The organism is Streptomyces sp. NBC_00572 (assembly GCF_026341815.1).
Classification (GTDB): Bacteria; Actinomycetota; Actinomycetes; order Streptomycetales; family Streptomycetaceae; genus Streptomyces.
Genome location: NZ_JAPENX010000002.1, coordinates 993,039 through 1,005,527, shown reverse-complemented (window position 1 = coordinate 1,005,527; position 12,489 = coordinate 993,039). Strand labels below are relative to the sequence as shown.

Here is a 12,489-nt window from a genome sequence, read left to right as displayed (position 1 = left end):
TCCGCAAATGCCGTGTCGATGCGTTGGTGAAGGTGGAAGCCCACCAGACCGGGCAGCGGCGGGGTGGGGGTCCTCATCGGCGTAGGTTCGAGGGATGCATCGAAGGGGACGGTGGGCATGTGTCGCTGGCTCGCGTACTCGGGTTCGCCCTTGCTGTTCGACGCCGTGCTCTACCGCCCCGAGCACTCACTGATCAACCAGAGCCTCCACGCGAGGATGGGCGTCGAGTCGACGAACGGCGACGGTTTCGACGTCGGCTGGTATAGCCCGGACGGCGACGGAACGCCGGCGGTCTTCCGGTCCTGGCGGCGGACCGTACCGCTACGCGCCTTTCAGGATGGGCAGCACGACCTACCCCGCACGGCGTCAGTGGCTCTCGATCCCCACTCACCTTCCCCGCGGCCGGTCGCCCCTGGTGGTGGTGGTGGGGGGGAGGCGGTGCTGGTCGACCCGGAACGGTCCCGTCGGCGGGTCATGCTCTTGCTCGCGCAGCACTACGGGGACTGCCCCGACTGGCCGCTCTTCCGTCATGAGCTGGAGTCCGTGCTCCTCCAGTTCAGGCGGACCGGCAGGACGGCAGATGTACCGAAGAGTCCACACGGATCCTCCTCCGGCTCCTCGGGTGGAAGGGTCGCGTCCTGCGCAGCAGTCGGCTCCCAGCTCGGGCTGAGCGGTCGCAGCGCCTGGCCGACCTGGCTGCTGCCATCGGCGCACGTGGATACCTGTGCGGGAGTGGCGGCATGCGTTATCTGGACGTCACGCCGTTTGCAGTGCCCGGAGTGGCAGTCGTGCCCTTCATTACACCGACGGTCGACATCTGGGAAGACGCACGCATAGTGAGCGCGGTGCACGCCCTCATGGCCAACGGCATCCCGGCAGCGCCAAACAGCTTCGAGCCGTCGCATCTCGCCACGCAGTGGGCCTTGCTCAGAACACGCGTGTACCTGGTTCAGGTGGAAGAGATCACTCGCCGTTCCTGGCCGAAGGTCGGGGGATCAACCTTGGGGACCAGTGATCGGTACACGTGTCCATGCGCGTGGTGATCGGCGACGGGCTGCCGTGTCCATGTGTGATGGGCCGAACCGGAGACGAGGTGGGTGCGGTGCCTCCTCGTCACAGGTAAGCCAGGCCCAGTAGTTCAGCGACCGGCCCATCGCCGGCCGTGCTCGCCCTTTTCGGAAGAGCGAGCAGCGAGGCGCTGGTGCGGACAACACAGGAGTGGAGGGGACGACAGCCCAGCCCTCTGCCTCGGTCGCACTGGTGGCACGTCTTCGTGATCTCCAGACGTCTGGCCTGGGGCCTTGTATTGAAACCCCCTGATCGTCGGGCTTCGGCGTCCACCGGAGGTCAGTACACGAGCGGCTCGTGATCGCGGCCCCTTGTCCTCCCCGGCCCGATGGGTTGCTCAGCAGCGCGAACAAGCGGGCCCCAAGGGCAGCCGGACTCCGTCCGGCCCGGGGTCTTGGACGACACCGCTGTCTTCGACCACCAGCCCGTCACCCCCGCTCACCTCCGGGCACTGCGGAGCTTCTCGAACACCGCCCTCGGAGTGGCGGCGGACCTCTCTGCGTCCTCCAGCTCGTGCCACTCCTGGTGCAGGGGCGCGCGACGGGCGGTCCGATTGTCGTCAGGCCTCTGCGGCCGCGCGCCGGATCGCGTCGAGCGTGCGCGCCACATCGTCGTCGGTGGTCGACCAGTTGCTCACCGAGATCCGCATGACGCGTCTGCCGTGCCAGGTGGAGCCGCTGATCCACGCGGTGCCGTCGTCGAGCAGCCGGGCGAGTACCCGGTCGGTGCGTCCGTCGCTGCCGAACCCGGCGCAGACCTGCGTGAACGCGACCTCGTTGAGAACGGTCGCGCCGTCGATCTCGGCGATGCCAGCGGCGAACGCGGAGGCGTGGCGACACAGCCGCTCGACGAGGTCGGAGACGCCTGATCGGCCGAGGGACCTGAGGGCGGCCCACACGGTGAACGCTCTGCCGCGCCGCGAGAGTTCGGGCACCTTGTCGATGGGGTCGCCGTGCTCGTGCCGGATGAGGTAGTCGCCGCGCCGGCCCATCGCCGCCCGGACCGCGGACGCGTCGCGCACGATCGCGAGTCCGCAGTCGTAGGGGACGTTCAACGTCTTGTGGGCGTCCGTCCGGCATTATGCCGTGGCGCCGCCTTCCTCGTACGTCGAGGTCCATTGGGGTCCCCACGGCGAGGCGTACGTGACCCCACTCGGGTCAGAGCTCCTGGGCGTCGCGCTCCTGACCTCACTGCGTGCGCCGTTCGACGAACAGCTGGCCGGCTTCCCCGAGCTCGCGGCCGCTCTGCCCCGCCAGGCCGCGGTCGGCGCCGTGCGTGGTGCGGGTCCCCTCCGCCAGAAGGTCCGCTCGCGCGTCCAAGGGCGGGTCCTGCTGGTGGGCGATGCCGCCGGCTACATCGACGCGCTGACCGGCGAGGGCGTCTCACTGGCTCTCGCCGGTGCCAGGGTCCTGGTCGATCAGCTGCGTCGCGGCTCACCCGGCGCGTATGAGGCTGCATGGAAGCAGGCGACCCTCCGGCACCGGTTCCTGACCGACTGCTTGTTGCGAGCTCTGCAACGCCCCCGACGGCCGCGGCGGAGACCGAGGCGGCCGTGAAGTCGGCCGACCGTGCTCTCAGCCAGGCGCGTCGCGCAGCCGAACGGGCGGGACGCGAGGTCGAGCGCCTGAAGCGGGCGGGGCAGCAGCCGGGGCGTACGTGGGCGCGCGGGCTGTGCCGTCCCGGGGATTTTCGCCGCTGCCTGGCCTACGGCTCCGGTCTCACCGCCGCCCGTACCGCGAGCTGATGTGCTTCAGCAGCTGCCGCGACGAGCCCGGGAGAACCTGGCCGAACCGCGACCAGCCGTATCGACCGCGTGGCCTGTAGACCGTCGGCGTGCGCGCGCGGCGTCGTGTCGGTCGAGGCCGCGCGCGACGGGGCGGCCGAAGAACCTGCGGAAGGTCACCCGCTCTCGCCCATGGAACCTCCCTCGACGGCCGGGTCCTCTGTCAGAGTGACGGGCTCGAACGGCGGGCCGGCGAGGAGCGGACGGATGCGCAACGGATGCGGAACGGCAGAGACGCGGCATTCACGGCGTTCATGGAAGCGCGCTACCACTCGATACTGCGGACAGCCAGGCTGCTGACGGGCGGCGGACCGCAGGCCGAGGACCTTGCCCAGGAGACGCTGATGCGGACCTACCGTGCATGGCATCGCATCGGGCGGCTGGAAGCCGCGGAAGCGTACGCGCGCACCACGATGGTCCGGCTGCTGGTCAAGGGCCGTCGGCGGAAATGGCACGCCGAGGTTCCGGCCGAGCACCTGCCGGAAGCAGCTCATCCGGGTCATGAGGACACGTCGACGACCGGGGTGGCGGTACGCAAGGTGCTGCAGGCCCTTCCGCCGGCGCAACGCGCGGTGCTCGTGCTGCGCTACTTCCATCAGCTCAGCGAGGAAGAGATCGCCGGGGTACTGGGCTGCTCACGCGGCACCGTCAAGAGTCGGGCGGCCCGTGCTCTGGCAGCCCTACGCGAAGGGGGCCTGCTCGCCGCTGTGTCCTACGACGACGAGTACGACTACGAGAGGGTCTCGGACCGTGACTGATCAGCGGCACCACGAAGAAGAACACGTACACCGCCTGCTCGCCGCCGCTGCGGAGCCGCCGGGGAACACCCTGGCCCCGCCCGGCGCCGACTTCACCGCCCGCGCTCGCCGCGTGCTGGTGCGCCGGAGGCTGGGAGCCGTGACGGGAGCTGCCGTCGTGGTGTTGGTGACGGCAACAGGGGCCGCCGCGATGTTCAGGGGCGCGGCAGACCACGGGGACCGTGTTGCGGCGGCCTCGGCGCAGTGCCTGCGAACCACCGTCCAGAACCTCCAAGACGGCCGGCGGGCGGGCTTCCAGGTCGTCTACGGGCAGGTGCGGGAAGGTGGCGTGGGCGTGGACGACGGTACGACCCAGGGCTCGGCCTTCCGCTTCGATATCGACGGCACCCTCACGGCCGGCGGGGGAGTCCCCTCCTCCGGTCCTGTCCTCACCTGGTATCCGGTCTCCGAGGCGCAGCTCCCGCCTCCGGGCCACTACGTGCTGCTGCTCGCGGAGTTGGGTGGGCCGTCGAAGGACGGTCAACGTCTCTTCGAGTTCCGCCCCGAAGACGTGCTGCCCTTGGACGGCGACGGCAGGGTTCGGCTCACGTGCGAGGACGGTGGGACGGGCAGCGTGGAGAAGGAACGTCTGCACGCAGCGTTGGCCGGGTCGAAGCCCGCTGCGAACAGCGGCCGCCCTTAACGAACTCGTGCACGGTAAGCGGTGAGACGTCAAGGATTCCGGTGGGGCTCGGTGTTCACCTCTGTTGTGGTGGGATCAGGTCCGCGCTCTGCTGGTGGGACAGCAGGCCGGCAATGGCCTGGACGGTGTCGTCCATGTGCTCGCGGCGGAGATCGGTCGGCTCCGGGAGATTCACTGATCGACGATCTGGCGCGGCGGCTGGCGCAGCTGGACGAGGCCGGCGGCCCGGCGCACGCCCAACGACTCGCCGAGACGCTGCTGGCCTGGCTGGAGACGCGGGGTGGTGCTCCCGAGGTGGCCGCCCGGCTCGGAGTCCACCCGCGGACCGTGCGCTACCGCCTGAGGCAGCTCCGTGAGTTGTGGGGCGACGACCTGGACGACCCGGACCGCCGCTTCGAACTGGAGCCGGCGCTCCGCACCCGGCGGCTGCGCGGGGATCCGGCCCCACCGCCCGACTGACCTCGGGACGGCGAAGGCGAAGCGGGGTGCCCGGGATCCCTGCGCGAGGAGCGCCGCGGGCGGTGCATCACTTCCTGCCGGGCGCGGATCGGCCGGCCGTGTCACGGAGATGATCTACGGCCACGAAAGTGTCGCGAGCGGAAATTGGCCGATCGCATTCGGCCCCCTACTCGCCGCGCATATCCAGTGCATTCGGTCGCGCATACGACCGTGCACGAATCCGCCGGGAAATGAACTGCACCAAGTTGCCAGCACCCTGGCAGGATTCGGCCACATGGCATCGAAGCTGCAGCTCAACGGCGTCACCGGGGGCTCCCGCAGCATCACCGGAAATGCATTTCAGTGACCCGCCGGGAAACCGATGGGTTGTGGACTGGCTATCGACGCGCATAGCTTTCCCTCGTCGCTCAGCCGGGCGACGAGCCATGGGCCGAAGTTTTCCGCAGAATGGCCTATTGGGTATATGCGGCCGGATTGGATGTGAATTCACATGAACAACTTCGACGGTGACATCTCGCTCATCGAGGAGATCGCGGAGCAGGACTTCGACGGCGTCGCCTATGGCGCGTGCTCGACCAACACGTTCTCGCTGTCCGACTTCCTCGGCAACCAGGGCGGCTGGTGCACGCTGACCAAGGAGTGCCAGCCCAACTGCAACTGAGCCCGAAGGGCTGGGCACGGACCGGGGGCGGGGAGCGGCTCATGCTCCCCGCCCCCGGCGCAACGTGGCAATCTATCATCTTCCGCGCAGGGAGCCGGAGCATTGATCTCGCCCGCGAATCTTTACCCAGAACTCGACAGCGTCGAAATCCGCGAAACCATCGAGCCCCTCGGCGTTTTCGCGCCCGCCGTCCACGTCAAGCTCTCGGCTCCGTCCGACGTCGCTCCAGGGGCCCCCTCGCCGGCCGCGCTCGCCTGGTCGCTGGAGCCGGAGGAGTATCCGTTCCAGCGCGTGATCCGGCAGCTGGCACTGCCGACTGCCGGCGGGCTCCTCGCTGAGGACCTCACGGAGGCCGTCGCCGACCTGGACGCCTTCACGCTCCAGGTACTCGGCCGGGCCGAGGCCCGGCTCCGCGACGTGGCGACCCGTACATTGGTCGCCGCGGTCAACAAGGCCTCCACCGACGGGCTGCTGCGAGGGGCGACCCCGCACGAGCGCTACCAGGACTTCGTCACCCGGGCGTGGAGAGACGCCCTGGAGCCGTTCCCGGTGCTCCGCTCCGCGGCCGGCCATGTGGTGCGCAACGCCCGCGAGGCCGCGCGCGAACTGGTCCGGCGCCTCCACGCCGACCGGGACGAGGTGTTCCGGTTCTCCCGCATCGCCCCCGGCGACCCGCTGCTGTCCATCGGTGGGGCCGACGGCGACTCGCACGCCCACGGCAGGGCGGTGAGCATCCTGACGTTCGCCTCGGGGGCCCGCCTGGTCTACAAGCCCCGGGACGTCTCCTGCGAGGCGGCCTTCGAGACCGTCGTCGAGCGCGTCAACGCGGAGGCCGACTGCGCACTGCCCGCCGCCCGCACCCTGGTGCGCGACGGGTACGGGTACGTCGAGTACGTCGAACAGGAGGACATCGGCGGATTCAGCGTGCCGTTCATGCGGGCCTGCGGCCAGTTGGCCGCCGTGTTCTACCTGCTGGACGCGCGGGACATGCACTTCGAGAACATCCTGCCCACCCGCCTGGGCCCGGTGGCCATCGACCTCGAGACGCTGGTGCACCCCTCCCGGGTGCACACCGGCCCCACCCCGGAGGCCGAGGGCAACGCGTACGACGAGATCGGCCGCAGCGTCTACGGCATCGGGATCCTCCCGTTGGTCCTGGCCGGCAAGAACGAGGACTCCGGCTACGTCGACCTCGGTTTCCTCGGCGGTGACAACCAGGGCGTCTCCCCCTTCAAGACCATGGTCTTCGAGCACCCCTTCACCGACCGGATCCGGGTGCACCTCCAGGCCCGCCCGTCCGAGCAGCGCTCCACCGTGGTCCGGGAGAGCACCGAACAGGAGATCCACGGGCTCGCCGGACAGATGGCCGACGGGTTCCGGCAGGTGTGCGAGGCGGTGATGCGCCGGCCCTCCTGGTGGACCACCCTCCTTGAGGGGCTCGCTCCGGCCATGCGCCTCCGCTATATCCACAACCCGACGTCGCAGTACGCGCAGATCCTGCGGATGGCAGCCTCCGCCGCCGCGATGGCCGATCCGGCGCTCGCCCAGGCCCTGCTCCACAGGATCGCCATCCCCTCCCGGTTCTCCGACCGCAGGCTGGTCGGCTCGGAACTGCGGCAGATGGCCGAACGCGACGTCCCCTACTTCACCGTGCCCGCCACCGGCACCACCGTCCACGACTGCGACGGCGAGGACACCGGCGTTCGGCTCGACCGCACCCCGCTCTCCCGGGCGCTGGCCAAGGCCGCGGCGCTCGACGAGCAGGCGGTGAGGCGGCAGCTACGGCTGCTCCACTCGGCCTTCTGCTCTCGCTTCCCCGACAACCACCTCTCCGGCGGGACCGCCTGGAACGGCCGGGCCTCCACCGGGGAGCGCACCGGCCTGGAGCGGCTCGCCCGGTCGCTGGCCGACGCCCTGACCGCGGGCAGCCTCCCCGACCAGTACGGTCATCTCCCCGCCACCTGGATCGGCCCGCTGGCCTCCGCGCAGGCCGCCCGGCCCTGGCCCTCCGGCGTGCTGGGGTACGACCTGTACACCGGACGCACCGGCCCCGCGCTGGCCCTGGCCGCGGCCGCGGCCCACTTCGGCGACGAACGCTACGAGCGGGTGGCACGCCAGGTCTTCGAGCGCAGCGCCGGTATCCTCACCGACGGCGTCTACGAGCTGCGCAGCATCCGGCAGAGCGGTGCCGGCGCCTACACCGGAACCACCGGCCTGCTGTTCGCCCTGTGCGAGGCCGGGCGAATCCTGCGGGAGCCGGGCTGGGTCAAGGCGGCACAGGACGCCGTGCCGCTGGTCGTGGAGCAGCTCGGCCCCGAGAACACCCCGGAGGTGATCTCCGGGATCTCCGGCATCGCCACGATGATCGCCTCGATCGGCGGCGATCACAGCCTCGACGCCCTGGACGGGCTCACCGGCCGACTGCTGGGCCATGTGGAGGAACCGTCGGGCTCCTGGTGGGAGCAGTCGGGCTTCGCGCACGGCGTCGCGGGAGTCCTGCACGCCCTCGCCACGCTGCCCGACCACCCCGGACACCGCGTCGACGCCGCCATCGGCGTCCTGACGGACCGCCTGGAGTCCTTCTACGTGCCCCAGGAGCGGAACTGGTCCACCAACTCCGCCTTCCCGGGCCGGTTCTCGACCGGCTGGTGCCACGGCGCCGCCGGCATCGCCATGGCGCTGTCCGCCGTGACCGCCCGGACAGCGGACGAACGGGCCGCCGAGCGCCTGGAGGCGGCCCTCGACAACACCTTCCGGCAGGGCTTCGGACGCAACCTCACCTGGTGCCACGGCGATCTCGGCAACATCGACGTGGTCCGCCGGATCGCCGGCGATGACCAGGAGCTGTTGGAGCGGGCCGCCGCCGTCGAGGCGCGCCGGCTGGGACCTGACGTGGTCGCGGAGAAGCTCGCCGACACCGGCTCCCGCTACGTGCACACCGACAGCGCCATGGTGGGCTCCTCGGGTGTGCTGCTGCACCTGCTCGGCCGCCTCGACGACGCGCGGCCCCGGGTGTCGCCGATCTGGCACGGAGCCCTCTGATGGGCCTCCGGGTTCCCTCCGTCACACAGGTCACCCAGACGGAGTGCGGGCTGTGCTGCTGCGTCGCGGTGCTGGGGTACCACGGCCGCACCGAAGACTTCCGGACCGTGCGGGAGGACCTGGAGGCCGGCCGGGACGGTCTCGGTGCCAAGCAGCTCGCGGACTTCCTGCGCTCGAGGGGCATGGAGGTCAAGGCGTTCCGGGCCCGGAGCGTGGAGGCCCTGCGGGGCTTCACCGAGCCGGTGATCCTCTTCTGGGAGGACTACCACTTCCTGGTCCTGGAGCGCTTCGACGGCACGACGGCCTGGGTGATGGACCCGGCCGTGGGCCGCAAGCGCCTCACCCGCGACGAGCTGGAGGCCGGCTTCTCCCAGGTGGTGATCGCGGCCTCCCCCGGCCCGGACTTCACCCGGCAGTCCCTCCCCGCTTTCCGGCACTGGCGGTCGCTGCCGCTGGTCCCGGCCCGGGCAGGCCGCCGGATCGCCCTGGTCGCGCTGCTGTCGCTGGGCTCCTACGCGGCGGTGCTGGGCATACCGGCGCTGACCAAATGGGCCGTCGACCGGGACGACGCCTGGAGTGACCTGTCCCAGACGGGGCTGATCGCGGGGGCGGTGGCGGCGGCCGCGATCGGCTACCTGCTGCTGTGGATGCTGCGCACCGCCGCGCTGGCGGGGCTGATCGCCGTGACGGGCCATCACCTGATGAGCCATGTCTTCAGGAGACTGCTCTCCCTGCCCTTCAAGTTCTTCGCCACCCGGCAGCCCGGCGAGCTGCTGTTCCGCCTGAACACCGTCAACAGCGTCCGGGACCTGCTCTCCTCGCGGATCGCCCAGGGCGTCCTGGACGTGGGGACCCTGGCCTGCATCGGCGTCTACCTGTTCGTCACCGAGTGGCGCATCGGCTTTCTGGCGCTCGCGCTGTTCCTGCTGAACGCCGGCTTCCTGTGGCTGAGCCGGCATCGGGTGAAAGAGGTGACGGACACCGAGCTCGCGCTGCTCTCCCGCTCCCAGTCCACCCAGCTCGATGCCATCGTGTCCGTCCCCACCATCAAGATGGGCGGCTACGCCGGCCGGTTCGCCGACGAATGGGAGGCGACCTACAGCGCCTCGCTGGACGCGATGCGTACCCGGATGCGGATCCAGCAGGGCTGGATCTCCGGGATCGCCGCCACCACGCAGATGTTCGGCCCGCTGGCGCTGCTCCTTGCCGGCCTGCACTTCGTGTCGCGGGGGACGGTGACCATCGGCTCGGCCATCGCCGTGCAGGCCGTGGCGGGCACCTTCTTCGCCCTGAGCACGTCCGTCTTCCAGATGCTGACGGAGATCACCGAGACCTCCCGCTACGTGAGCCGACTGAGCGACATCACGGCGCACGAGAGCGAGCCGGAGGGCGGGCCCCTCACGGAACTCCACGACACCTCGATACGGCTGAGGGAGGTGTCGTTCCGCTACACCCGGCACAGCAGGCCGGTGCTGGAGGACGTGTCGCTGGAGATCCCGGCCGGCGCGAAGGTGGCGTTCGTCGGCGCGTCGGGTTCAGGCAAGTCCACCGTCGGGCGCGTCGTCTGCGGGCTCCACCAGCCGACCGGAGGGGCGGTGGAGTTCTGCGGCCACCCCATGAGCGCCTACCGGACCGACTTCCTACGCGGGCAGATCGGGTACGTCCCGCAGGAGGTGCACCTGCACAACCGGACCATCCTCGAGAACCTGACCCTGGGCCAGGACATCGACGAGGCCACGGTCCGGGAGTACTGCGCGGCCGTCGGGATCCTCGACTTCGTCGAGGAACTGCCGATGGGGCTGCGGACCCTGGTGTCCGAGATGGGATCCAACTTCTCCGGCGGGCAGCGGCAGCGGCTGGCCATCGTGCGGACACTGCTGCAGCGGCCGCGGGTCATCGTCCTGGACGAGGCGACCGCCTCGCTGGACACCGCCAACGAGCGGCGGGTCTCCCGGATCATCGCGGAGACCGGCGCCACGCAGATCGTCATCGCGCACCGGCTGGCGACGATCCAGGACGCGGACCTGATCCACGTCCTGGACCGCGGCCGGATCGTGGAGCGGGGGACGCACGAGGAGTTGCTGGCCCTGGACGGGGTGTACGCGGGGCTGTACGCGGAGCCGGTGGCGGGGGCCGTATGAGGGCCGGTGGGCATGGCCGTCCGGTCACGACTGTTCATGGACGAGAGGTGCTGTGATGATCGAGGTCGAGAACCTCACCAAACGGTACGGCGCGAAGGTCGCCGTGGACGGTCTGTCGTTCTCCGTGACCCCGGGGAAGGTCACCGGATTCCTCGGCCCCAACGGCGCCGGCAAGTCCACCACCCTGCGCATGATCCTCGGTCTGGACGAGCCCACCGCGGGCCGGGCCACCGTCTTCGGCGTCCCCTACCGGAGCCTGGCGCGCCCGCTGACCCGGGTGGGAGCGCTGCTCGACACCAGGGCCGTGCACCCGGGCCGCAGTGCCCGGAACCACCTGCGGGTGCTGGCCGCCTCCCACGGCCTGCCCGCCACCCGGGCTGACGAGGTCCTGGACCGGGTCGGCCTGCTTGCGGTGGCCCGGCAGAGGGTGCGCGGATTCTCCCTCGGCATGGGGCAGCGGCTCGGCGTCGCGGCGGCGCTGCTCGGCGACCCCGAGGTGTTGCTGTTCGACGAGCCGGTCAACGGGCTCGACCCCGAGGGTGTCCGGTGGATCCGGGAGCTGATGCGGGGGCTGGCCGCGGAGGGGCGGACGGTGCTGGTCTCCTCCCACCTGATGAACGAGATGGCGGTGACCGCCGACCATCTGGTGGTCGTCGCCCGGGGCCGGCTGCTCGCGGACACCCCCGTGGACGCGTTCATCGCCGCGCACTCGGACAGGACCGTGTTGGCCCGGGTGGCCGATCCGGAGGGGATGCGGCGGGCACTGGGGGAGCAGGGCATCGAGTCCGTGCGGCAGGACGACGCGACGCTGGCGGTGAGCGGGGCGTCCGTGGAGAAGGTCGGGATTGTCGCGAGCGCGGAGAATATTGCCGTTTTCGAGCTGACCGCTTCCGTCGGTTCGCTGGAGGAGGCGTTTATGAAGCTGACCCAGGAACACGCTGAATACCGGGCTTCGATGGGAGGCTTCTGATGAAGCACGCCGTGGCTGCGGAATGGGTCAAATTGACGACGCTGCGGTCTCCGAAATGGTCCCCGGCAGTTTATCTCGTCCTGATGATCGGGCTGGCCTTCGTCTACGGGATGGTTCCCGGCGAAAGGCAGCTGGCGGCGCCGGGGTTCGACCCGGTCGGGCTCGGCCTGTCGGCCGTACCGCTCGGGATGATCGTTCTGGTGATCATGGGGATTCTCGCGGTGACGGGCGAGTACGCGTCGGGGTCGATCAGGAGCAGTCTGCTGGCCGTCCCCGACCGGGCCCGGTTCTACTACGCCAAGGTGGGGCTGGTCAGCCTGGTCAGCGGGGTGCTGGCGGTGGTGGGCGTGGTGCCGGCCTTCCTGATCGTGCAGAGCGGTATCGGGGAGCACCGGGCGCCGACTGGACTCGCCACGGCGGGGCATGTGGCGGGGGCGGTGCTCTACACGGCGCTGCTGGTGGCGTTCTCCATGGGGGTGGCGACGCTGCTGCGGTCGGGGGCGGCGGCGCTGTCCATTCTGCTTCCGCTGTTCTTCATGCTCTCCACGATCCTGAGCAACATACCGGGGGTCGGGGGGGTGGCACGGTTCCTGCCGGATGTGGCGGGGGGGATGGTGCTGCGCGGCTCAGGGGGCGACGAGGTGCTGGGAGCGTGGTCCGGGCTGGGCGTGCTCACCGTGTGGACGGTGGGGGCGGTGGCGCTCGGACATTGGATGACTGCGCGGCGGGATGTCTGAGGGGTCGACGCACCTCACACCCCGTGAATGGGCCCCCACGCGAATGCGTGGGGGCCCGGCGCATTTCCGGTGCATTTCAGCGTGTGCGTACAAAGGCGCCAGGTCTATGCGTTCGACGAATTGAGGGCGGACAGACTGGGAGGCGTCCTCCGAAGGCGGAGGGTACGCGTTCTGTATTTCGCCAGACG

The 12,489-nt window shown here is 70.3% G+C and carries 8 protein-coding genes and 4 pseudogenes; 11 read left to right on the top strand and 1 reads right to left on the bottom strand.

Features of this window, described 5'->3' with window-relative positions; all coding sequences use genetic code 11:
- Positions 1–117: 117 nt before the first annotated feature.
- Both OG514_RS36655 and OG514_RS36650 read left to right on the top strand, forming a co-directional pair.
- A pseudogene (locus tag OG514_RS36655) lies at positions 118–300 on the top strand (class II glutamine amidotransferase); the annotation flags it as partial.
- Between the two features lie 293 nt (positions 301–593).
- A pseudogene (locus OG514_RS36650) lies at positions 594–1,043 on the top strand (WbqC family protein); the annotation flags it as partial.
- Positions 1,044–1,627: 584 nt separating this feature from the next.
- Here the strand turns inward: OG514_RS36650 and OG514_RS36645 are convergent.
- A complete protein-coding gene (locus OG514_RS36645; RefSeq protein ID WP_266902239.1) occupies positions 1,628–2,122 on the bottom strand; it encodes a pyridoxal-dependent decarboxylase in 495 nt (164 codons plus the stop codon).
- Between the two features lie 19 nt (positions 2,123–2,141).
- Here OG514_RS36645 and OG514_RS36640 point away from each other — a divergent pair.
- The 9 genes and pseudogenes from OG514_RS36640 to OG514_RS36600 form a co-directional block, all read left to right on the top strand.
- Positions 2,142–2,591 (top strand): annotated as a pseudogene (locus OG514_RS36640) (NAD(P)/FAD-dependent oxidoreductase); the annotation flags it as partial.
- 478 nt (positions 2,592–3,069) lie between these two features.
- Positions 3,070–3,609: a SigE family RNA polymerase sigma factor gene (locus OG514_RS36635; protein ID WP_266902237.1), complete on the top strand. Its 540-nt coding sequence runs from the start codon at positions 3,070–3,072 to the stop codon at positions 3,607–3,609.
- Entirely contained in the window at positions 3,602–4,291 is a 690-nt protein-coding gene (locus OG514_RS36630) for a hypothetical protein (protein ID WP_266902235.1), read from the top strand. The genes OG514_RS36635 and OG514_RS36630 overlap by 8 nt, the downstream gene beginning before the upstream one ends.
- Before the next feature lie 168 nt (positions 4,292–4,459).
- Positions 4,460–4,750, top strand: a pseudogene (locus tag OG514_RS36625) (helix-turn-helix domain-containing protein); the annotation flags it as partial.
- A gap of 490 nt (positions 4,751–5,240) precedes the next feature.
- Positions 5,241–5,411 (top strand): plantaricin C family lantibiotic, encoded by a 171-nt coding sequence (locus OG514_RS36620; RefSeq protein WP_017237622.1) that lies wholly within the window; start codon positions 5,241–5,243, stop codon positions 5,409–5,411.
- A gap of 102 nt (positions 5,412–5,513) precedes the next feature.
- The gene (locus OG514_RS36615; RefSeq protein WP_266902231.1) at positions 5,514–8,453 is read left to right on the top strand and encodes a type 2 lanthipeptide synthetase LanM family protein; all 2,940 of its coding nucleotides are present in this window, start codon (positions 5,514–5,516) and stop codon (positions 8,451–8,453) included.
- Complete coding sequence (locus OG514_RS36610) at positions 8,453–10,594, top strand: peptidase domain-containing ABC transporter (protein WP_266902229.1); 2,142 nt, start codon at positions 8,453–8,455, stop codon at positions 10,592–10,594. Before OG514_RS36615 ends, OG514_RS36610 begins: the two co-directional genes overlap by 1 nt.
- A 55-nt stretch (positions 10,595–10,649) precedes the next feature.
- Entirely contained in the window at positions 10,650–11,564 is a 915-nt protein-coding gene (locus tag OG514_RS36605) for an ABC transporter ATP-binding protein (protein WP_266902227.1), read from the top strand.
- Complete coding sequence (locus OG514_RS36600; RefSeq protein ID WP_266902225.1) at positions 11,564–12,301, top strand: hypothetical protein; 738 nt, start codon at positions 11,564–11,566, stop codon at positions 12,299–12,301. The genes OG514_RS36605 and OG514_RS36600 overlap by 1 nt, the downstream gene beginning before the upstream one ends.
- The last annotated feature ends 188 nt before the right edge of the window (positions 12,302–12,489 follow it).

Excerpts from the sequence above, each read along its gene's own strand:
- OG514_RS36635 (WP_266902237.1), top strand. The coding sequence starts at position 3,070 with ATGCGGAACGGCAGAGACGCGGCATTCACGGCGTTCATGGAAGCGCGC.
- OG514_RS36620 (WP_017237622.1), top strand. The coding sequence starts at position 5,241 with ATGAACAACTTCGACGGTGACATCTCGCTCATCGAGGAGATCGCGGAG.
- OG514_RS36610 (WP_266902229.1), top strand. The coding sequence starts at position 8,453 with ATGGGCCTCCGGGTTCCCTCCGTCACACAGGTCACCCAGACGGAGTGC.
- OG514_RS36605 (WP_266902227.1), top strand. The coding sequence starts at position 10,650 with ATGATCGAGGTCGAGAACCTCACCAAACGGTACGGCGCGAAGGTCGCC.
- OG514_RS36600 (WP_266902225.1), top strand. The coding sequence starts at position 11,564 with ATGAAGCACGCCGTGGCTGCGGAATGGGTCAAATTGACGACGCTGCGG.